The organism is Nesterenkonia sp. YGD6 (assembly GCF_022565895.1).
Classification (GTDB): Bacteria; Actinomycetota; Actinomycetes; order Actinomycetales; family Micrococcaceae; genus Nesterenkonia.
In genome coordinates this window covers 83593-103986 of the sequence record NZ_JAJOYY010000004.1, presented here as the reverse complement: position 1 = coordinate 103986, position 20394 = coordinate 83593, and the positions used below count along the sequence as shown (strand labels likewise).

Sequence of the window (20394 nt, the reverse complement as noted above, 5' to 3'; positions counted from 1 at the left end):
AGGCTCCCAAGGAGCTCTGGAAAGGAGGCTGTGATGACCGGAACTATAGATCTCAACGTAGACGGTGGAGAAAGTCTTGGACGATGGCGGCTGGGAGCGGACGAGGCCCTGGCCCCGCTGGTCTCTTCTCTGAATGTCGCCTGCGGCTGGCATGCTGGCGACGCGGGGACTATGGCAGCTTCTGTTCGACTGGCGAAGCACCACGGCTTGGCGCTCGGATCCCACCCTGGCTTCCCGGACCTGATCGGGTTCGGCCGTCGCGAAATGGCGTTCTCGCCAGACGATGCCGCGCAGGCGGTCCTCTACCAGACGGGTGCACTGCGAGCTTTCGCTGATCAGCAGGGAGTAGCGCTGGCCCACGTCAAGGCCCACGGAAGTCTCTATGGGTTACTGATGAGGGATGACAATGTGTCGGACGCCGTCGCTGATGCGATTGGCGAGATGGATTCCACGTTGATCCAATTTCTCCCGGCTGGCCACGCGGCCGATCGACAGCGCAGACGGGGCCACCGGGTCGCGGCAGAGGCTTTCGCGGACTTGGAGTACGCCGATGATGGGCGGATAGTCATAGACCCGGAGAATCGTCGCAGGGATCCTGAATGGTGCGCCGAGCAGGTCCAAGCAATCCTCGGCGGGCATGTTCGTACCGCAGATGGCTCAGTGATACCCATTCAGGCAGACACTGTCTGCCTCCACTCGGATCGACCAGGAGCCGAGGCAAACGCCCACGCTGTGACCAGGACAGTCGCTGCTCTGGGGATCGCTGTGCGTCCCCCAAGTCCGTGAAGCTGGCCCGTTCTCATATGCCCTTGCCGTGATGCCGCAGCAAGGAGGTCACCGTATCGGGCAGCTGTGTGCCGAACCTCGTCAGGCCCTGACTCTCTATGCGGCGAACTGATTGATGATCTTCCGATAGAGATTCGTCTAGACCTGTTAGAACTACACGAGGCGAACTCAACGGTAAAGCCATTCAGATACGTCTTTTTAATCGATCTTTAATAATCTTAATCATGATTCGATAAATGCTATCTGATGGGAGTTCTGCAATTCGGAGGAATTCGCCTCTGCGCACGAGCGGGTGGCCCTAATCCTCGAAGCTGTGCTCCGGCGCCGGGAAGCTTCCGGCGCTGACGTCCTTGCGGTACGCCGCAGCCGCCTCGGTCACCACCTCGCGCAGGTTCGCGTACTGCTTCACGAAGCGCGGCACCCGACCCGAGCCCAGGCCTAGCATGTCCTGCCAGACCAGCACCTGACCGGTGGTGCCGTTGCCGGCACCGATGCCGATGGTGGGCACGCGCAGCGCTCGATCCACCTGGGTGGCCAGCTCGGCGGGCACCATCTCCATGAGCACACAGAACGCCCCGGCGGCCTCCAGCGCCAGAGCGTCATCGATCAGTGCCTGCGCGGTCTCCCCGCGACCCTGCACCCGGTACCCGCCGAGGGCATGCTCGGACTGCGGAGTGAAGCCGATATGGGCGATCACCGGGATCCCCGCGGCGACCATCGCGCGGACATGACCGGCCATCGCCGCGCCGCCCTCTACTTTCAGAGCCTGGGCGCCGGCTTCCTTCATGAACCGGACTCCCGTGGTCACCGCCTGCGCCGGGGAGCTCTCATAGCTGCCGAAGGGAACATCGGCGACCACCAGCGCGCGGTTGGCGCCGTTGACCACTGACTTGGTGAAGACCAGCATCTCTTCGACGGTGATCGGCAGCGTTGACGAGTGGCCCATCATCACGTTGGAGGCGGAGTCGCCCACCAGGAGCAGCTCGATCCCGGCCTCGTCGAAGATCGACGCGATCTGCGCGTCATAGGCGGTCAACATGGAGAATTTCTGGCCGGCATCCTTGAACTGCTGAAGGTGCACGGTGCGGACCCGTTTAGGGTTGATCGGCTCGGACATGTGATCAGGCTACCCAATTCCGCGCAGGCCCAGGCTTAGGAGCAAGAGGAGTTGGGTAGAGTGGTCCCGGCGACACCCACTGCATTTCAGGAGGCTTCAACGTATGGATCGACAGCAGGAATTCGTACTGCGCACCATCGAGGAGCGCGACGTCCGCTTCGTGCGCCTCTGGTTCACCGATGTGGTGGGCTCGCTGAAGTCCGTGGCGCTGGCTCCGGCCGAGGTCGAGGGAGTCTTCAACGAAGGGCTGGGCTTCGACGGCTCCTCGATCGAAGGACTCTCCCGGGTCTTCGAATCCGACATGCTGCTGCGCCCGGACCCCTCCTCCTTCCAGATCCTGCCCTGGCGCGGTGAGGAAGAGCCGACGTCGCGGATGTTCTGCGACATCCTCACGCCCGATCAGGAACCCGCCGCCGGGGATCCGCGCAACGTGCTCCGCCGCCAGCTCGACGTCGCCGGGGAGATGGGCTTCACCTGCTACACCCACCCCGAGGTCGAGTTCTACGTGCTCGAGTCCCAGAACCTCAACTCCGACGGCGAGCCGATCCCGGTGGACCGTGCCGGCTACTTCGACCACGTCACCGGCAGCGTCAGCCAGGACTTCCGCCGCCACACCGTCAACATGCTCGAAGCTGTGGGCATCTCGGTGGAGTTCAGCCACCACGAGGCCGGCCCGGGTCAGAATGAGATCGACCTGCGCTACGCCGACGCGCTGACCACCGCAGACAACATCATGACCTTCCGCACCGTGATCAAAGAAGTGGCGATCATGCAGGGCAAGTACGCAAGCTTCATGCCCAAGCCCTTCTCCGAGCACCCCGGCTCCGGCATGCATACCCACTTCGGGCTCTTCGAGGGCGACACCAACGCGTTCTTCGCCCCGAACACCGAGTACAACCTCTCCACCACCGCGCGGCAGTTCATCGCCGGGATCCTGCGCCACGCGCCGGAGTTCACCGCGGTGACCAACCAGTTCGTGAACTCCTACAAGCGCCTCTGGGGCGGGGGAGAAGCCCCCTCGCACGTCTCCTGGGGACACAACAACCGCTCCGCCCTGGTCCGGGTGCCGCTGTACAAGCCCACCAAGGGCGGCTCCGCACGAGTGGAGTTCCGCGGGATCGACTCCGGCGCCAACCCCTACCTGGCCTACGCCGCCGTGCTCGGCGCCGGACTCAAGGGCATCCGCGAAGGCTACGAGCTGATGGAGCCGGTGGGTGAGGACGTGTGGTCGCTGACCACCTCCGAGCGCAAGGCCCTGGGCATCAAGCCGCTGCCGGGCACCCTGCACGAGGCGCTGCGCCAGATGGAAGACTCCGAGCTGATGGCCGAGATCCTCGGCGAGCAGGTGCTGGAGAACTTCCTGCGGAACAAGCAGCAGGAGTGGGACGAGTACCGGGTGAACGTCTCGCCCTTCGAGATCAAACGGTACCTCGGCCTGATCTGATCGTGGCCGACACTGCGCTGACCCGCCGGGAGCTCATCGCTGCCGGGTTCCAGGAGCTGGAGCGCGCCTCCGGGTTCCTGGCCGACGAGCACCTCGCCGGGTTGGAGCCGGCCGTGCTGCTCAAGACCCTGCACTATGCACCCAACCCGGATCAGGCGCTGCTGCTGCTCATCCGGCTGGTGGAGCGCGCCGGCGACGTCTGTGACCTCTTCGAAGTGGTCACCGACGGCGTCTACCTGCGCGCGGTCCCGCTGATCCGGCTGCTCGGCGCCTCCCAGGCGCTGGGCGAGTTCCTCGTCCGCCGCCCAGAGAACTGCGACCTGCTGTTCAGCATCGCCGACACCCTGGAGGCGGACCGTGATGAGCACCAGCACAACCACGCCCCCGACGACGCCGCGGCCATCGCCCTTCCGGAGGTCACCGAGCCCGAGGTGCTGCGCACCCGGCTGATCCAGGCCGTCCATGCCGACCCGACAGCGGAGCTGCCCACCGCGGCGCTGGACTCCGAGTTCAACGCAAAAGCGGCCGGCGTCGCGCTGCGCCGAGCCTACCGGCGCGAACTGACCTCCCTGGCGCTGCGTGACCTCAGTGCCGCTGATCCCGCCGCGTATCAGCCGCTGGCCTCCCGGCAGCTCTCCGATCTGGCCGGCGCGGCCATCGACGCAGCCCTGGCAGTCAGCCGGGCCGAACTCACCGACCGCAACGGGCGCACCGCGGAGATCGTGGAGCTCGCGGTGATCGGCATGGGCAAATGCGGCGCCCGCGAGCTGAACTACATCTCCGATGTGGACGTGATCTTCGTCCACCGCGCCTCCGAAGACATCGACTCCGCGGCTGCCCGCAACACCGCGGTGGCCATGGCATCTGGCATCTCCAAGGTCATCAACGGCACAGGTCCCGAGCCCGGACTCTGGGAGGTGGATGCGAACCTGCGCCCCGAGGGCCGCGAAGGCGACCTCTCCCGCACCCTGGAATCCCACCTGGAGTACTACAAGCGCTGGGCCCACGGCTGGGAGTTCCAGGCGCTGCTCAAGGCCCGGCCCATCGCCGGCAGCCGCAGCCTGGGCAATGACTACATCGAGGCCATCTGGCCCCAGGTGTGGACCTCCTCAGCCCAGGAGCACTTCGTGGAGAACGTCCAGCGGATGCGCCGGCGGGTCTTCGACAACATCCCCGCCGACGAGGTGGACCGAGAGATCAAGCTCGGCCGCGGCGGGCTGCGCGACGTCGAGTTCACCGTCCAGCTGCTGCAGCTGGTCCACGGACGGGTCGATGAGTCCCTCCGGGTGCGGGACTCGCTGACCGCCATCGAGATGCTCGAGGCCGGGGAGTACGTGGCCCGCGCAGACCGGGACGCGATGTCCCGCTGCTACCGGATGCTGCGCCTCTATGAGCACCGGATCCAGATGAGCAACATGCGACGGACCCATCTGATGCCGGTGAAGGCCGATGAGATCCGTGCGCTGGCCCACGCGGTCCACCCGCCGAACCGGCGTCGTCGTCCTGCCGGAGAAGAGGTGCTGACCCAGTGGCGCGAGATCGCCAAGGAGGTCGCCAGCTTCCACGAGCGGATCTTCTACCGCCCGCTGCTCTCCACCACTGCGGTGCTCTCCGACGAGGAGGTCCGACTCACCGCCAAGGCCGCCCAGGACCGTCTCGCGGCGCTGGGCTATCACGACCCGGCCGGCGCGATGCGGCACATCTCCGCGCTGACCTCGGGGTTGTCGCGTCGGGCGAAGCTGCAGCGGCGGATCCTGCCGATGATGCTGGGCTGGTTCGGCGAAGGGGTGGACCCCGACGGCGGGCTGCTGGCCTTCCGCCGGCTCAGCGAGTCATTGGGTCAGAGCCCCTGGTATCTGACCATGCTGCGGGACTCCTCGGTGGCCGCGGAACGTCTGTGCCTGGTGCTCTCCGGCTCCCGGTTCATCTCCGACATGCTCGAACACTCCCCGGAGTCCACCAAATGGCTCGGAGACAATGCGGCGCTGACCCCACTGAGCTACGAGGCGCTGTGGAAGGAGATCAGCAACAAGATCACCCGACACAAGGGCGACCTCGAGACCGCCATGCGGCTGACCCGCCTGGTGCGCCAGCGCGAGACCCTCCGGGTGGCGATCGGCGACGCCGTCGGGCTGCTGGAGATCTCCGAGGTCGGCACCGCACTCTCCGATGTGGACCGCGCCGCAACCCTGGGCGCGATGCGCGTGGCAGAGTCCGAGGTCTGGGAGACCGAAGGTCGGCACGCCGATCTGGCGGTGATCGCCATGGGACGCCAGGGCGGACGCGAGATCGGGTACGGCTCCGATATGGACGCCATGTTCGTCCACGACGTCGCCGAGGGCGGGGATCCGAAGCTCGCCGATGCGCAGGCGCAGAAGCTCGCGATGCGGATCAGCGCCCAGCTCTCCAAACCGCTCAAGCCCGCGATCCGCGGCGAGTTCCCGCTCAAGCTCGACGCCGATCTTCGCCCCGAGGGCAAGCAGGGTCCGCTCTCGCGGTCGCTGGACTCCTACGCCGAGTACTACCGGCGCTGGATGGATGTCTGGGAGCGCCAGGCGCTGCTGCGCGCCCGGCCCATCGGCGGGGACGACGACCTGCTGGACGGGTTCATGGAGCTCGCCGACTCCGTCCGCTATGGCGCCCCGCCGAGTGCCTCGCAGACCCGTGAGATCCGCCGGATCAAGGCCCGGGTGGAGTCCGAACGGCTGCCCCGTGGGGCCGATCCGTCCCGGCACGTGAAGCTCGGCCGCGGCGGTCTCAGCGATGTGGAGTGGCTGGTGCAGCTCTTGCAGCTCCAGCACGCCCATGCGCTGCCGCGCCTGCGCACCAGCTCCACGCTGATCGCGCTCGACGCGATGGTCGATGAGGAGCTGATCAGCCCGATCGACGCGGAACAGCTCACCCAGGCGTGGAAGCTGTGCACCCGGGTGCGTTCCGCCACCACGGTCTGGAGCGGCAAGACTGCCGACGTGCTGCCTTCAGCGCGCCGGGATCTCGACGCCGTCGCCCGCTGGTGCGGGTTCCCCTCCGGCGGCAGCGCGGACTTCGAGGATCACTACCTGCGCACGACCCGGCGCTGCCGACAGGTCTACGAGCGATTGTTCTACGACGAGGCGTAGCGAGGGAGCCGAGCATCGCTGAACTGGCGGGGAGGCCCCGTGGCACCCGCCCGGCAAGGGGCAGGTGCCACCTCGCTCAGGCTGCGAGCTTGGCGATCAGCGCCTCTGCGGTCTCCGCGGAGGACTGCGGGTTCTGACCGGTGATCAGCAGGCCGTCCTCGACCACGTAGGAGCTCCAGTCCTCACCCTTGGAGTACCTGCCGCCGAGCTTGGTCAACTCGTCCTCGACGAGGAACGGCACGACATCGACCAGGTCGACCCCGACCTCCTCCGTGTTGGTGAACCCGGTGACCAGCTTGGCGTTCACCAGGGGAGTCCCGTCCTCGTTGGTGGCATGGCGCAGCACTCCGGGCGCGTGGCAGACCAGCGCGAGAGGCTTGCCGGCACGCAGCGTGGTCTCGATCAGGCGGATGGACGCCGGATCCTCGGCGAGATCCCACAGCGGGCCATGGCCGCCGGGGTAGAACACGGTGTCGTAGTCCGCCGCTGAGACCGTGTCCAGGCGCACCGTGTCTGCGAGGGCGGCGGTGGCGTCGGCGTCGGCCTCGAACCGGTGGGTGTCATCGGTCTGGAAATCGGGCGTGTTGCTCGCCGGGTCAAGCGGCGGCTGGCCGCCCTTGGGTGAGGCCAGGGTGATCTCGTAGCCGGCCTCCTTGAAGCGGTAGTACGGGGCCGCGAGCTCTTCGAGCCAGAAGCCGGTCTTCTTGCCGGTGTCACCGAGCTCGTCGTGTGAGGTGAGAACGATCAGGACCTTCATGTGGATCTCCTTGATGTAGACGATCTTGTGGCGTGGTATGCCGCGCGGCGAGTGCTCAGGCGACCCGGGCGGGGGACTCCTGGGCGGCGGCCATGCTGGGCGCGAGCAGCTCCAGCGTGCGGTGCTGGACCGCTTCCTCGGGGGCCAGGTTCACCAGCATCAGCTCATCGGCCTGGACCTCCTCGGCGAAGGCGTCGAGCCAGGAGACGACGTCGGCCTGGGTCCCGACGGCAACGCGGGAGAGCATGCTCAGCACCTGCTGACCCGCGGGGTGGTCGCGCAGCATCACCACATCCTCGTCGGTGATCTGCCTGTTCCGGCCCAGGTGGTTCTTGATCCAGGCGTTCTCCGCCAGGGTCTTCTGTTCCTGGGCGACCGTGGCGTCGTCGTGGGCGATGACATTGGCCGCGGCGATGAAGTGGGGCTGCGCGTCCGGGCCCAGCAGGGAGTTGGTCGCGTCGAAATGTTCGCGGTAGATGTGAGCCGCCTGGTTGAGCATCTGCGGCGCGAAGTGTGAGGCGAACGCGTAGGGGAGACCAAGCTGCGCGGCCAGTTGGGCGCCGAAGAGCGAGGACCCCAGGATGTAGAGCGGCACATTGGTGCCCAAGCCGGGGTAGGCGTTGACTCCGGGGATGCGGCTGTATCCGGTGAGGTAGCCGCTGAGCTCCATGACGTCGGCCTGGAAGCGGTCGGCCTCGGTGCCGTCGCGGCGCAGTGCGCGCATGGTCGGTCCGTCGGTGCCGGGTGCGCGGCCCAACCCCAGGTCGATCCGATCTGGGTAGAGAGTCGCCAGGGTGCCGAACTGCTCGGCGATCATCAGCGGTGCGTGGTTGGGAAGCATGATGCCTCCGGAGCCGACCCGCAGGTTCTCCGTGGCGGCGGCCACATGCTGGATCAGCAGGGCGGTGGCGCTGGAGGCGATGTTGGGCATGTTGTGGTGCTCGGCGAACCAGATGCGTGTATAGCCCAGCTTGTCTGCGGTCCTGGCCAGCCGGACGCTGCGGGCGATTCCGTCGGCGACTGTCTCTGGTGGGCGCACAAACGCGAGGTCAAGCAGGGACAGCGGGCGCGAGGCGGTGTTGGGCATACCTGGTGCAACAGCATGAGGGAGCGATCTCATTCCGCGAGGTGTGCACCGGCACAGGTTCGGGACCTGGCCACGGGGGCAGAGGCGCCCAGAATTGGTTGACACTCTGAACGATGATGATATGTTCGAGTCCCAATGATCAAGCAGGACCGAGCGTGGCAGATGTGACGATTCCGTCTGCGGAATGCAGGACCAGGCCCATTGCTCCCGCCTGGCATCAGAGACATGAAGGGGGAGTCCCGCCGTGGCGCAGGCCGAGCAGCCCCTTCCGGAGGGCGAGAACCCTGCGAGGTCTTTCCGCATCTCGTTGGCGATAGGCTCTCTGCTTCTCACGGCGCTGGTCTACGGATTCCTCATCTGGTCGAACTGTGCGACCGACGGTATAGCTGCGTTCTCGAGTGACGTTCGGAGCTTCCACACAGCCGAGGGGTGTTGACCCTTCATCCCGGCTCGGTCACAGACTCACGGGGGCTGAAGAGTCTCCGCGTGCCCCCACGGGCGAGCATCAGCACGACGATCAGCGCCGTGACCAGGAAGAAGCCGCCGAGCTGGACCTCGCCGCGGAAGATCAGAGCAGTCAGCTCCAGGACCAGGAACTTGCTGCCCGGCAGCACCAGGATCAGCATCGCCACGTTGAGGGCTCGACGAGCGCCGCGCCGTGCCCGGAGCCGGGCCACCAGGGACTTCTTCGCCCAGGTCACCAGCTCGAGCACGAGTTTCAGCAGCACTGCGGTGAGCAGCGTGATCGAAAACGACTCCGAGATCACTGCCGGGAAGAACTGGACGAAGAGCCCCAGCACCACCGTGTAGACGAAGACGTCGATCACATCCAGGGGTCCCAGCCGTGTCATGGATGTATTTTAGTGAGCAGAGGCTGGTCAGGTAAGGGTGTCCGGGTTACGGTGAGGCCATGGCTCTCATCAACAGCAATGGGTTGGCACATGTCCGGCTCACCGTCACCGACATCGCGCGATCAAAGGCGTTCTACGACCAGGTCTTCGGCTGGCCCTCCGTGGTGGACACCTCGGCCCACGCCGATGACCCCGCGGTCCTTGCCTCTCAGGAACAGTTCTACGGCGGCGTCATCTACCAGACGCCTCAGGGCACGCTGGTGGGTCTTCGGCCGGTGGGGGAGGCCTCGTTCAACGCCGACACCACAGGACTCGATCACCTGAGCTTCGCCGTGGACTCTCGCGCCGCGCTCCAGGACGCCGCCCAGGCGCTGGCCGGGGCCGGCATCGAACATGGCGAGATCAACGACCTGCACGACACCGGGCTCGCGATCCTCTCCTTCCAGGATCCCGACGGGATCAACCTGGAGCTCACCGCGCCCCTGGGCTGATGTCCCGCCCTCTCCAACACGCCTGTCCCGGGCGAACAAGTCCCGGACGCAGGATGCCCGGACACAGCAAGCGGCCCCTCACCGATGACTCGGTGCGGGGCCGCTTGCTGTTCAGGCTCGGTGGGTGATCAGACCGAGTAGTAGAGCTCGAACTCGTACGGGTTCAGCCGCAGGTTCAGCGGTGCGATCTCTTCTTCGCGCTTGTATTCGACCCAGGCCTTGACCAGGTCCTCGGTGAAGACGCCGCCCTCGAGCAGGAACTCGTGGTCAGCCTCGAGTGCCAGCAGGGCCTCTTCCAGCGAGCCGGGAGCCTTCTGGATGCTGGCGGCCTCTTCGGCGGGCAGCTCGTAGAGGTCCTTGTCGATCGGATCTGCGGGCTCGATCCGGTTGCGGATTCCGTCCAGGCCAGCCATCAGCTGCGCCGCGAAGGCCAGGTAGGGGTTGGAGGAGGGATCCGGTGCGCGGAACTCAAGCCGCTTGGCCTTCGGGTTCGCTCCGGTGATCGGGATGCGGATCGCGGCGGAGCGGTTGCCCTGCGAGTAGACCATGTTGACCGGGGCCTCATAGCCCTTGACCAGGCGCTTATAGGAGTTCACCGTCGGGTTGGTGAAGGCCAGCACGGCCGAGGCATGCTTGAGCAGACCACCGATGTACCAGCGGGCGGTGTCGGAGAGGTTCGCGTAGCCCTTCTCGTCGAAGAACAGCGGGGTGCCGTCGGTCCACAGCGACTGGTGGCAGTGCATGCCGGAGCCGTTCTCACCGAAGATCGGCTTGGGCATGAAGGTAGCCGACTTGCCGAACTGATCCGCGGTGTTCTTCACGATGTACTTGAACTTCATCAGGTCATCTGCGGCGTGGGTCAACGTGTTGAACTTGTAGTTGATCTCCTGCTGACCGGGGCCACCGACCTCGTGGTGGGAGCGCTCGACCTCCAGGCCGACGGCGTCCAGGGCCACGCAGATCGCATCGCGCAGATCGGCGCTCTTGTCCTGGGGGCTGACCGGGAAGTAGCCGCCCTTGGTGGCCATCTTGTGACCGAGGTTGCCGCCCGGGATCTCCTCGGAGGACTGCCAGGAAGCCTCATCGGAGTCGAGGGAGTAGAAGGAGGTGTCCGGGCTGGACTGCCACTTCACATCGTCGAAGAGGAAGAACTCGGCCTCGGCGGCGAAGAAGGCGGTGTCAGCGATGCCTGAGGCCTCGAGGTACTCCTCGGCCTTCTGGGCGACGCCGCGGGGGTCACGGGCGTAGGGCTCGCCGGTGCGCGGGTTGACGATCGAGAACGTCATCACGAGGGTCTTCTCCACGCGGTACTCATCGATGTACGCGGTGGTCACATCGGGGATGAGCTGCATGTCAGACTCGGCGATGCCCTGGAACCCGCGGATGGAGGAGCCGTCGAAGAGCTGTCCGTTCTCGAAGAAGTCGAGGTCAACGGTCTTTGCCGGGAGGTTGAAGTGGTGCTGAAGGCCGGGAAGGTCGGTGAAGCGGACGTCGACGAATACGACATCCTCTTTCTCGATGTACTTCAGAACTTCGTCAGGGCTTTTGAACATACGTCCGTGCTCCTCGTCAGGTGTCTGGGCTTGCGTGCGTAACTGGGGTGAACGCTCGGTCCCACGCTATGGGCCGGGCATTTCCCGGCCATCACGCAAATGTTTCCGTCATGTAACTTAAGTTGCTCATGGGCCTGTGACAAGGCGTCCCCGGTGGAAGGAATAGACTGACCGGGGCCGTGCTCGCACGGCCACATGTTCTACATCACTCTCTCATATCCGAGGCAGAAGGAGATCTGTGGCGAAGAGCGACGGCGCATCCCCCAGCGGCTCCGCGGCGGACTCCGGAGAGCCTCGGTGGGCCGGTGAACACCTGGGCCTGCCGGAGTCTGGCCCCGGCAGCATGGCGCCCTGGAGCCGACGCGTCCTGGCCCTGTTCATCGACTGGGGGATCGCCACCCTGATCTCGATGGCCTTCTTCGGCGGCGACGAGCTGGTGACCTTTGGGATCTTCGTGGCCAGCCACATCATCCTGATCGGCCTGCTCGGTGTCACGATCGGCAAGCGGCTGATGCGGATCCAGGTGGTCCGCGGCCAGAACGTCCCGGGACCGATCTGGTCCACGGTCCGCACGCTCCTGCTGCTCCTGCTCCTGCCGGTGATCCTCATCGGCGCCGACGGTCGCGGAGCCCACGATCGGGCGGCAGGCACCGTCCAGCTGCGCATGTGAGTGCCCCCGGACCCGCGCGGGTGAGCCGACTCGCCGATCACCCCGGCCGCGGCCTGGCAGTCATCTGTGCCAGCGCGCTGAGCACCCAGTCCGGCGCCGCCGTCGGATCGCTGGCCTTCAGCAGCCTCACCCCGGTCGGCGTGGTCGCGGCCCGTCAGCTGGTCGCCGCCACCGTTCTGCTCTCCATCGCCCGCCCGAAGTTCTGGCGCTTCACCCGCAGCCAGTGGTCGCCGGTGCTGCTGCTGGCCTTCTTCTTCGCCGGGATGAACACCGCGCTCTACGCAGCCCTGGAGCGGGTGGGCCTGGGCACGGCGGTGACCATCGAGTTCCTCGGTCCGCTCGCCGTCGCCGTGCTCTCCTCTCGGCGCCCCCGCGACGGGCTCTGCGCGCTGATGGCGCTGACCGGGGTGGTCCTGCTGACCCGACCCGGACCCACCAGCGACCTGCTCGGACTGGGCTTCGCCGTGCTCGCGGCAGGTTGTTGGGCCGGTTATATCCTGACCAACAGGGTCGTGGGTCAGCGCCTGGAGGGCGTCCAGGGGGTCGCCGTCGGCACCGCGATCTCGGCGCTGGGGCTGCTGCCGATCGCTGCCGTGATCGTGTGGCACATGCAGCCGCCGCTGGAGGCCTTCCTGTTCGCCGCCGTCGCCGGGGTGCTGGCCTCCGCGGTGCCCTACTCGCTGGACCTGATCGTGCTGCGCCACATCAGCCCGGTGGTGTTCGGCCTCGGCATGTCTCTGCACCCGCTCTTTGCGGCGCTGATCGGGGCAGGCTTCCTCGCGCAGCACCTTCCGCTGGTGGCCTGGGCCGGCATCGTGCTGGTGGTGCTGAGCAACGCACTCACGCTCAGCGGCCCATCCCGGCGCCTCCCCTCTCGTTGAGAAGCGGCGCACCTTCGCGTTGCGGGGCGGAGCCTCCGGGTGGTGAGGGCGTCTTCGGGTCCAGGTGATCGGAGAATCCGCCCCTCAATGCAATCTGTTTCCAGGTTGTAGCCTTGAAAGTAGCTTTTGAAGGCTGTAGCCTGCATCTATGTTCGTCGTCACCGCTGATCAGCATCGCAGCACCGAGATGGGGGAGCGGGTGGACGAGCTCCTCGCTGAGCTCGCGCCCTGGAACGCCCGGTGGGAGGCTCAGATCGTGCTGCCGCTGGAACGCACCGTGGGCGATGAGGTCCAGATCCTGCTGGGCGGCGCGGAGGCCGCGGTGGATCTCGCGCTGACCCTGTGCCGCACCGAACAGTGGGCCGTGGGCATCGGGGCCGGAGCCGTGGAGCATCCGCTCGGCCCCAGCGCCCGGGCCAGCTCCGGGAGCGCCTTCATCCAGGCCCGCTACGCCGTGGAGCGTGCCCGCAGCCGCACCGAACCCGTCCCGCTGGTGGTCCAGGGTGATCACCCGGAGGCAGCCGTGGCCGCCACTGCGGTGCTGCAGCTGCTCGGCGGGGTGGTGCGACGCCGCGCGGACACCGGCTGGGAGGTCAGCGACCTCACGGAGCAGGGACTGACCCGGGCCCAGATCGCCGCAGAGCTGGGCATCACCGTGTCAGCGGTCAGCCAGCGCGCGCGCTCTGCGATGCTTGAGGAGGAGCGGCGCAGCCGTCCCGTGGCGGCGGCCCTGATCTCCGCCGCCGCCGGGGAAGGCAGCTGGAAGGTCGCCCCGCCCCAGGACCAGGAGGACTGACACCCATGACATGGCTCGCGATCACAGCGGTGGTGCTGCTCGCCCTCGCCCTCTCGGCATTCCTGGGCGCGGTGCTGGTGGGCTGGCTGCTGCGTCGGGTGGAACCTGAGGGCTATGGTCCGGGCATCCTGCGCGGGGGCACCTGGATCGGGATCCTGGAACGACTCGCGATCACCGGCGCGGTCTTCGGCGGCTACCCCGAAGCCATCGCGGTGGTGCTCGCCGTCAAGGGCCTGGGCCGCTACCCAGAGCTGCGCTCCTGGCAGGCTGACCAGCGCGCAAAGGCCACCGAGCGGTTCATCATCGGCACCCTGGCCAGCTATATCTGGTCCGGAGCGCTGGGCCTGATCGGTCTGGCCGTGATCCGAGCGATCAGCTGATCGCTCGGCCCCTTCCACTCGGCGACTCCGCGCCGACCGCCAGCCGGTGATCGATGGCGCGAGCCAGCTCATCGGCGGCCCAGGGCGCGCGGTGAAGGTTCAGCGCCGGTTCGAACAGCTCCGCCTCGAGCAGCACCGTCCCATGCTCGGCGGATCGGACCAGATCGATCCGGCCGTAGAGCGGCAGCTCGGTCTCGGTGGTCTTCGTCGCAGTCGCCCGGGCCGCGGCGGCCAGCGCCCGCTCTCCGAAGCTGACCTCGTCGGCCGAGGCCTGCACCAGCTGCGGGTCCTCCAGATAGGTGCCGCCGCGCAGACCCCCGCCACGGGCCAGCAGCGCGCCCTTGGAGATCGTGTGCGTATGGTGGCCATCGATGAAATAGAGCGCCTTCTCCCGGCCCTCACTGAGCTCGGGAACCTCGGGCTGGATCATCACGGTGAGGCCGCGGGCGAGGATCCGCTCCCCCAGGGTGATCGCCCCCGCGGAGTCCGCGCGCAGCAGCTCGGTGTCGAAGGAGCCGGCGGAGATGGTGGGTTTGATGACCACCCAGCCATCGCCGTGCTCGGCCAGCCCGCGGCGAAGCGCGTCGTCGTCGTCGGCCCAACTGGTGGGGACGCTGGCGAGCCCCTGGGCTTCGAGCTCGCGCAGGTAGACCTTGTCGAGGTTCCAGCGGATCAGCTCGGGGCTGTTGAGCACGCGGACCTGCGCCTGCGCCCGCTCCAACCACCCCAGGAACGCCTGCGCGCGGGCAGGGTAGTCCCAGGGGGTGCGGATGACCAGCAGGTCGTACTCCGGGGCCGGTTCCCAGCGGTGCCAGATGACCGGCTCCGCGAAGATGCCCAGCCGCTGCAGCGCAGCGATCAGCGGATCGGTGTCCCGGTCAGGGGCCAGCGGGTAGTCGTCGGTGACCACGATCCCGACCCGGCGCGGCCGCGGCGTGGGGACCAGGCTGTGTTCGGGAAGCCAGCGGAACCGCTCGACGACGATGAGCTCATCCTCGCCCAGGCCCGGCTTCTGCGACCCGCCGTCGCCGCTTTCGCCGGTGCTGCGCCAGAAATCTTCATGTGCTTCACGCCAGGCCGCCACGGAGGCGTAGCCCTCACCTTCTCCGCGGGCGACCACCTGGGTGATCTCACCCAGCGGCACCAGGGACACCTGAACCACCTCGACGACGCCGAGGTTCTCATCCTCGACGCCCAGCAGCCGCTGGAGCCCGGGCGTCGGCAGCGGATCGGCGTCGGCGACGTAGGAGCGGTGCAGGCTGGTGGTCATCGTCTTGACCCCGGTGATGACGGCGCCGGTGAGGCGCGCGCGCAGCTCCCCGGAGGCGAGGTCCATCGCAGGCAGGGAGTTGATCTGTTGCGGAGTCAGGGTCTGTTGAGGTGTCACGGCTTCATGCTTCCGGTGCGCTGGTAGTTCCCGTGCCAGCTCAGCGCCTCGCCCAACAGGTGAGGGGTGTGCCGTCCGCGGACGTTCTGGGCCACTGCGCGGTCGAAGTAGTCCTGGAGCAGGTCCTGGAAGTCCGGGTGGGCGCAGTTGCGGATGATGGTGCGGGCGCGGGCCGCGGGGGAGAGGCCGCGCAGGTCCGCCAGTCCCTGTTCGGTGACCAGGATCTGGGTGTCATGTTCGGTGTGGTCGATGTGGCTGGCGAACGGCACGATCGCGGAGATCGCGCCCTCCTTGGCCGTCGAGCCGGAGACGAAGAAGTTCAGGTAGGCGTTGCGCGCGAAGTCGCCGGAGCCGCCGATGCCGTTGATGATGGAGCTGCCCATGACGTGGGTGGAGTTCACGTTGCCGTAGATGTCCGCCTCGACCATGCCGTTGATCGAGATCACGCCGAGCCGTCGGATGGCCTCCGGGTGGTTGGAGACCTCCTGGGTGCGCAGCAGGATCCGGCCCTTGTACTCCGCAGCGCGGGCGTTGAACTGCGCGGCGCGCTCGGCGGAGAGCGAGAAGGAGGTCGCGGAGACCGCGGTCAGCTTCCCTGTGTCGATCAGGTCCAGCATGCCGTCCTGGATGACCTCGGTGTAGGCCAGCAGATCCTCGAACTCGCTGTGCGCGAGCTCGGCCATCATCGCGTTCGCGACGTTGCCGATCCCTGACTGCAGCGGCAGCAGGTTCTCCGGCAGCCGCCCCTGCTTGATCTCGTAGCGCAGGAAGTCCACCACGTGCGCGGCCATGGCCTTGGACTGCTCATCGGCGGGCTTGAAGGGCAGGTTCCGGTCCGGCGCGTCGGTCTTGACCACCGCGACCACCTTCTCCGGGTCCACGCGCAGGTAGGGATCTCCGATGCGCTGCATCGGGTCGGTCAGCTGGAGCGGGCGGCGCTCCGGGGGCAGCTTGGTCCCGTAATAGATGTCGTGGAAGCCCTCGTAGGCTCGCGGATGCCAGTCATTGACCTCCAGGATGACCTTGTCCGCCAGCTGCAGCCAGGTCTTGTTGTTGCCCACCGAGCTGCCCGGGACCAGAAGTCCGTTGGGCAGGATCGCGGCGACCTCGATGACGGCGACGTTGAGCTTGCCGTAGAAGCCGAACCAGGCCTGCTGGGCGGAGTGGCTCAGGTGGGTGTCGACGTACTCGGTCTCGCCGGTGTTGATGGCCTCACGCATGGTGGGATCTGACTGGAAGGGCAGCCGACGGCGGACGGCGCGGGCCTCGGCGAGCACGCCGTCGAGCTCAGGCGCGGTGGAGGCACCGGTCCAGAGGTCGATGCCGAACTCCTCGCCACGGTCGTGGGCGTCCTTGGCCCGCTCCGCCAGCGCTGCTGGGACCGCTTTGGGGTATCCGGCGCCGGTGAATCCGCTCATCCCGACCCGGTCGCCGTCATTGATGTGGGTGGCGGCGTCAACGGCGGAGGTGACCTTGGCGGCCAGCGTGGGACAGGTGATTCGACTTGGAACAGCGTTCATTCACCCCAGCCTAGGCGACCGCTGGCCCTGCCGGGATTCGGGGCCTGGCGCTAGGCTGGGTGACACGACGCAGGTTCATCCCTGCATCTCAAGTGGGAGGACGCACTATGAATGGATTCGTGCCCTATCCGGTCCGAGACACCTACCGGCTGATCGAGCCAGGACCCACGGTGTTGATCTCCACCTCCGACGGTGTCCGGGACAACATCATGACCAACGCGTTCAACATGCCGGTCCGCCACGACGGGATCCTGGCAGTGATCGTGGGCACCTGGGACGCCAGCTTCGCGACGCTGCAGTCCACCCGGCAATGCGTGATCGGCATTCCCGGCGCCGAGCTGATGCGCACCACGGTGCAGCTGGGCAACTGCTCCGGCGACGACCTCGACAAGTGGGAGCACTTCGGACTGACCCGAGTGCCCGGAGTGAGCGTCGCGGCGCCGCTGATCGGCGAGTGTGTGGCCAACATCGAGTGCAAGGTCGAGGACGACTCGCTGGTGGAGGACTACTCGCTGTGGCTGCTGCGCACCACTGCGGCATGGATCAGACCCGACGCTGCACCCACCCCGGAGTTCCACCACCGCGGCAACGGGACCTTCTCCACCAATGGCGAGCTGCACGACCTCAGCGACGAGATGACGAAGTGGAAGTACTTCACGAACTAGAGCCGCTCCATGAGTCGCAGCGACAGGGTGGGTCGGCCTAGCGCTCCTCAAGTCCCCACGGTGACCCGTAGCCGACCGGCGCGTCTGCGGCGAGCAGCTCCAGAAACGGCCGGGAGTCGAAGGCCTCCGGACCCAGGACGCCGGTGCCCTGCCAGGTTCCCTTCGCGAGCAGCTCCAGAGCGATCACCGGATTCACCGCCGTCTGCCACACCACCGCCTGCGAGCCGAACTCGGCCATCGACCATTCGTTGTCCACCACGTGATACAGGTACACGGCCCGGGGGTCACCGTCTTTGCCGACCCCCGTCACATACAGGCCTGCGCAGGTCTTTCCCGTCATCCGGTCGCCCAGGGTGGCGGGATCGGGCAGTGCCGCTGCGACGACGTCGCGCGGCGACACCGGCACTCCCTTCACCATCAGCGGATCGGTGGAGTCGAGTCCAAGCTTGTGCAAGGTCTTGAGCACGTCGATGAACTCGTCGCCGAGCCCGTACTTGAAAGTCACCCTCCGGGCCTTGGTCCAGCGAGGCATGAGGATGACCTCCTCGTGCTCCACGTTGACACACTCCACCTCCCCGATCCCTTCGGGGAAGTGGAAGACCTCCATTTCACTGAACGGCTCGGTGGTGTACCAGCCGGTTTCACGTTCAAAGATCACCGGAGGGTTCAGACACTCCTCGATCGTGGTCCAGATCGAGAAGGAAGGCGCGAACGCCGGCTCGCCATCGGCTCCTGCCACAACGAGGTTGGCGCCGTCACGCACGCCCAGCTCATCTATCGAGCTGAACAGCTCATCCTCGGCGTAGCGGGCAAAGACGTCCGACAATCCCGGCTCCACGCCCATTCCCACCAGAGCGAGCCGTCCGGCGTCCTCCCACTGCTGGGCCAGGGCAAACTGTTCATCTCCCAGCATCACCCCGGTCTTCGAGTACGGCTCCTCCGGGTGCTTGACCGACAGGCTCATCGCCATGTCGAGGTAGGTCGACCCCGCGGCGAAGCAGCCATCGAAGATCGGCATCACGAACCGCGGATCCACAGCGTTGAGCACATGGGTGATCCCGTATTCGCGGACGACGGCGGCCACCGCCTCCGCCGATGAGGCGTCCACCTGCGTGGCCACCAAGCGGTCGTCGTCGAGGGATCCCACCAGGGCCTGGGGCCGGGCGGGGTCGTAGTCCGCGACCACCAGCAGGTCGAAGAACGTGCGGCGGACCGCGATCCGGACGGCGGCGGATCCCACGCCGCCGGCTCCGACAATGAGAATGCGCATCAGGTCAAGCCTCCATCGATTGAGCGTCGGTCGTCAGTGGGGGAGTCGGGCACCAGCACGGCGGTGTCGGCGTTCAGGCTCTCCCCGCGGAAGAACGGCAGCGACCCGGATCGGGTCCGCCAGAGCAGCATCAGCACAAGGCCCAGGGCCAGGGAACCGATGCCGACGACGAAGGTGCCGCCGACGCCGAGGAGCACGCTGTACCCGTAGTCGACGTCGGCCATGTCGATCGCTGACTTGATGAACGCCGCGGTCAGCAGCAGTGCGCCCAGCAGGGGGAGCAGGAAGCGGAAGATGAAGCTGTGGCGGGAGGTGAACAGCTCCCGGCGGAAGTACCAGACGCAGGCGTACCCGGTGATGGCGTAGTAGAAGGCGATCGCCAATCCGAGCGACAGAATCGAATCAGCCAGAATGTTCTCGCTGATCAGCGTCATCACCACGTAGAACCCGATCCCTGCCACTCCCATGACCAGCGTGGAGAAGGAGGGGGTCTTGAACCGCTGGTGCACCGTGCTGAACCGGCGCGGGAGCGCCTGGTAGACGGCCATGGACAGGGTGCCCCGGGCGGTGGGCAGGATGGTGGTCTGTGTCGAGGAGACAGCAGAGACGAGCACCGCCACCACCAGCAGCCAGGCGGCAGGGCCGAGGACGACATCCTTCAGCGCGAAGAACACGTCCTCAGCGTTGCCCTCGTTCCCGAGGCCGACCCCTTCCTCGCCCACCCCGGCGTACATCATCGCTGCGACGGTCACCCCCACATAGGTGATGAGGAGCAGCACCGTGGAGATCAGGGCGGCCAGGCCGGGAATGCGACGGGCATCGCGGGTCTCCTCGTTCAGGGCCAGGCAGGCGTCCCAGCCCCAGTAGATGAACAGGGCCAGCAGCACCGCCTCGGTGAAGCCCTCGATGCTCTCGAAGGCGAACGGGTTGAACCAGTCCAACGACGGCGTGGTGGCGTTCTCGGCGGATCCATTGGCGATCCCGATCAGCGAGAACACCACAAACAGGCCCAGCGCGAGGTACTGGATTCCCAGGAGGACGTTCTGGAGCTTCGCGCCGATTTCGACCCCGCGGTAACTGACGTATGTCATGGAGGCGATGAAGAAGACCCCGGTGGCGGTCACCAGCAGGGAGTTCTCGGCGAGGGACCCGTCACCGATCAGCAGCCAGAGGTAGATCCCGGCGATCTGCGCCAGGTTGGCCAGCACGATGATGCCCGCGACGGCCACACCCCAGCCGGCCATCCAGCCCACCCACGGGCCGAATGCCTTCGTGGCCCAGGTGAAGGATGTGCCGCAGTCGGGGATTTCGCGGTTGAGCTCTCGGTAGGCGAAGGCGATGAACAGCATGGGAATGAATGCCAGGATGAACGCGATGGGCGCCTGTGCTCCGACCGCGAGGACTACAAATCCGAGGGAGGCCGCCAGCGAATAGACCGGGGCCGTAGACGCGAGCCCGATGACCACCGATCCCCAGACGCCGAGTGTGCCGGTGGAGAGGCCCTTCCCCTGGCCCGACCGCGAGCCGCGGGGATTCTTCCCGAGGGTGGCATGGCTCATGGTGCTCCTCCGATGTCCGGCCGGGTCGGCGTCGGCGACCCGAAGCGATGTAACGCACGTC

General features: G+C 66.8%; 18 protein-coding genes. 9 read left to right on the top strand and 9 right to left on the bottom strand.

Annotation, left to right across the window (positions count from 1 at the left end):
- Positions 1–33: 33 nt before the first annotated feature.
- A complete protein-coding gene (locus LTI14_RS07645) occupies positions 34–786 on the top strand; it encodes a LamB/YcsF family protein (RefSeq protein WP_241469467.1) in 753 nt (250 codons plus the stop codon).
- Between the two features lie 298 nt (positions 787–1084).
- Here LTI14_RS07645 and panB read toward each other — a convergent pair whose 3' ends face one another.
- Positions 1085–1903: a 3-methyl-2-oxobutanoate hydroxymethyltransferase gene (panB, locus tag LTI14_RS07640; RefSeq protein ID WP_241464661.1), complete on the bottom strand. Its 819-nt coding sequence runs from the start codon at positions 1901–1903 to the stop codon at positions 1085–1087.
- 103 nt (positions 1904–2006) lie between these two features.
- Here panB and glnA (LTI14_RS07635) point away from each other — a divergent pair, with 103 nt between their 5' ends.
- Positions 2007–3347 (top strand): type I glutamate--ammonia ligase, encoded by a 1341-nt coding sequence (gene glnA, locus LTI14_RS07635; RefSeq protein ID WP_241464662.1) that lies wholly within the window; start codon positions 2007–2009, stop codon positions 3345–3347.
- Between the two features lie 2 nt (positions 3348–3349).
- Complete coding sequence (locus LTI14_RS07630; RefSeq protein WP_241476167.1) at positions 3350–6466, top strand: bifunctional [glutamine synthetase] adenylyltransferase/[glutamine synthetase]-adenylyl-L-tyrosine phosphorylase; 3117 nt, start codon at positions 3350–3352, stop codon at positions 6464–6466.
- Positions 6467–6542: 76 nt separating this feature from the next.
- On the opposite strand, the gene LTI14_RS07625 is transcribed toward LTI14_RS07630, so the two are convergent.
- The 3 genes from LTI14_RS07625 to LTI14_RS07615 all read right to left on the bottom strand — a co-directional run bounded on the left by LTI14_RS07625 (position 6543) and on the right by LTI14_RS07615 (position 9161).
- Positions 6543–7223 (bottom strand): type 1 glutamine amidotransferase domain-containing protein, encoded by a 681-nt coding sequence (locus tag LTI14_RS07625; RefSeq protein ID WP_241469463.1) that lies wholly within the window; start codon positions 7221–7223, stop codon positions 6543–6545.
- Positions 7224–7278: 55 nt separating this feature from the next.
- On the bottom strand, positions 7279–8310 hold the full coding sequence (locus tag LTI14_RS07620) for an LLM class flavin-dependent oxidoreductase (RefSeq protein ID WP_241476166.1): 1032 nt from the start codon (positions 8308–8310) through the stop codon (positions 7279–7281).
- Between the two features lie 440 nt (positions 8311–8750).
- The gene (locus tag LTI14_RS07615) at positions 8751–9161 is read right to left on the bottom strand and encodes a hypothetical protein (RefSeq protein WP_241464666.1); all 411 of its coding nucleotides are present in this window, start codon (positions 9159–9161) and stop codon (positions 8751–8753) included.
- Between the two features lie 59 nt (positions 9162–9220).
- On the opposite strand from LTI14_RS07615, the gene LTI14_RS07610 reads away from it, so the two are divergent.
- Entirely contained in the window at positions 9221–9652 is a 432-nt protein-coding gene (locus LTI14_RS07610) for a VOC family protein (protein ID WP_241464667.1), read from the top strand.
- A gap of 128 nt (positions 9653–9780) precedes the next feature.
- Here LTI14_RS07610 and glnA (LTI14_RS07605) read toward each other — a convergent pair whose 3' ends face one another.
- Entirely contained in the window at positions 9781–11205 is a 1425-nt protein-coding gene (gene glnA, locus LTI14_RS07605; RefSeq protein ID WP_241464668.1) for a type I glutamate--ammonia ligase, read from the bottom strand.
- 238 nt (positions 11206–11443) lie between these two features.
- On the opposite strand from glnA (LTI14_RS07605), the gene LTI14_RS07600 reads away from it, so the two are divergent.
- The 4 genes from LTI14_RS07600 (at position 11444) to LTI14_RS07585 (ending at position 13932) form a co-directional block, all read left to right on the top strand.
- On the top strand, positions 11444–11875 hold the full coding sequence (locus tag LTI14_RS07600) for an RDD family protein (protein ID WP_241469459.1): 432 nt from the start codon (positions 11444–11446) through the stop codon (positions 11873–11875).
- Positions 11872–12756 (top strand): EamA family transporter, encoded by an 885-nt coding sequence (locus LTI14_RS07595; protein ID WP_241464670.1) that lies wholly within the window; start codon positions 11872–11874, stop codon positions 12754–12756. Before LTI14_RS07600 ends, LTI14_RS07595 begins: the two co-directional genes overlap by 4 nt.
- Before the next feature lie 148 nt (positions 12757–12904).
- On the top strand, positions 12905–13552 hold the full coding sequence (locus LTI14_RS07590; RefSeq protein ID WP_241476165.1) for a hypothetical protein: 648 nt from the start codon (positions 12905–12907) through the stop codon (positions 13550–13552).
- Positions 13553–13557: 5 nt separating this feature from the next.
- Positions 13558–13932: a hypothetical protein gene (locus LTI14_RS07585; protein ID WP_241464672.1), complete on the top strand. Its 375-nt coding sequence runs from the start codon at positions 13558–13560 to the stop codon at positions 13930–13932.
- Here LTI14_RS07585 and LTI14_RS07580 read toward each other — a convergent pair.
- Both LTI14_RS07580 and LTI14_RS07570 read right to left on the bottom strand, forming a co-directional pair.
- On the bottom strand, positions 13925–15319 hold the full coding sequence (locus LTI14_RS07580) for an ASCH domain-containing protein (protein WP_342357738.1): 1395 nt from the start codon (positions 15317–15319) through the stop codon (positions 13925–13927). The two genes, LTI14_RS07585 and LTI14_RS07580, sit on opposite strands and share 8 nt — an antisense overlap.
- Positions 15316–16839 carry an acetyl-CoA hydrolase/transferase family protein gene (locus LTI14_RS07570; protein WP_241464673.1) on the bottom strand — a complete coding sequence of 508 codons (1524 nt, stop codon included), beginning with the start codon at positions 16837–16839 and terminating at the stop codon, positions 15316–15318. The genes LTI14_RS07580 and LTI14_RS07570 overlap by 4 nt, the downstream gene beginning before the upstream one ends.
- A 107-nt stretch (positions 16840–16946) precedes the next feature.
- Here LTI14_RS07570 and LTI14_RS07565 point away from each other — a divergent pair, with 107 nt between their 5' ends.
- A complete protein-coding gene (locus tag LTI14_RS07565; protein ID WP_241464674.1) occupies positions 16947–17504 on the top strand; it encodes a flavin reductase family protein in 558 nt (185 codons plus the stop codon).
- Positions 17505–17541: 37 nt separating this feature from the next.
- Here the strand turns inward: LTI14_RS07565 and LTI14_RS07560 are convergent, their stop codons facing one another.
- The gene (locus tag LTI14_RS07560; RefSeq protein WP_241464675.1) at positions 17542–18774 is read right to left on the bottom strand and encodes a saccharopine dehydrogenase family protein; all 1233 of its coding nucleotides are present in this window, start codon (positions 18772–18774) and stop codon (positions 17542–17544) included.
- Complete coding sequence (locus LTI14_RS07555) at positions 18774–20333, bottom strand: APC family permease (protein WP_241476164.1); 1560 nt, start codon at positions 20331–20333, stop codon at positions 18774–18776. The genes LTI14_RS07560 and LTI14_RS07555 overlap by 1 nt, the downstream gene beginning before the upstream one ends.
- Positions 20334–20394: the final 61 nt, after the last annotated feature.

Bases quoted from the DNA above. Each gene is read 5' to 3' on its own strand.
- LTI14_RS07610 (WP_241464667.1), top strand. From the start codon at position 9,221: ATGGCTCTCATCAACAGCAATGGGTTGGCACATGTCCGGCTCACCGTC.
- panB (WP_241464661.1), bottom strand. From the start codon at position 1,903: ATGTCCGAGCCGATCAACCCTAAACGGGTCCGCACCGTGCACCTTCAG.
- LTI14_RS07585 (WP_241464672.1), top strand. From the start codon at position 13,558: ATGACATGGCTCGCGATCACAGCGGTGGTGCTGCTCGCCCTCGCCCTC.
- LTI14_RS07590 (WP_241476165.1), top strand. From the start codon at position 12,905: ATGTTCGTCGTCACCGCTGATCAGCATCGCAGCACCGAGATGGGGGAG.
- LTI14_RS07560 (WP_241464675.1), bottom strand. From the start codon at position 18,774: ATGCGCATTCTCATTGTCGGAGCCGGCGGCGTGGGATCCGCCGCCGTC.
- LTI14_RS07570 (WP_241464673.1), bottom strand. From the start codon at position 16,839: ATGAACGCTGTTCCAAGTCGAATCACCTGTCCCACGCTGGCCGCCAAG.
- LTI14_RS07625 (WP_241469463.1), bottom strand. From the start codon at position 7,223: ATGAAGGTCCTGATCGTTCTCACCTCACACGACGAGCTCGGTGACACC.
- glnA (WP_241464662.1), top strand. From the start codon at position 2,007: ATGGATCGACAGCAGGAATTCGTACTGCGCACCATCGAGGAGCGCGAC.
- LTI14_RS07620 (WP_241476166.1), bottom strand. From the start codon at position 8,310: ATGCCCAACACCGCCTCGCGCCCGCTGTCCCTGCTTGACCTCGCGTTT.
- LTI14_RS07555 (WP_241476164.1), bottom strand. From the start codon at position 20,333: ATGAGCCATGCCACCCTCGGGAAGAATCCCCGCGGCTCGCGGTCGGGC.
- glnA (WP_241464668.1), bottom strand. From the start codon at position 11,205: ATGTTCAAAAGCCCTGACGAAGTTCTGAAGTACATCGAGAAAGAGGAT.
- LTI14_RS07565 (WP_241464674.1), top strand. From the start codon at position 16,947: ATGAATGGATTCGTGCCCTATCCGGTCCGAGACACCTACCGGCTGATC.
- LTI14_RS07615 (WP_241464666.1), bottom strand. From the start codon at position 9,161: ATGACACGGCTGGGACCCCTGGATGTGATCGACGTCTTCGTCTACACG.
- LTI14_RS07645 (WP_241469467.1), top strand. From the start codon at position 34: ATGACCGGAACTATAGATCTCAACGTAGACGGTGGAGAAAGTCTTGGA.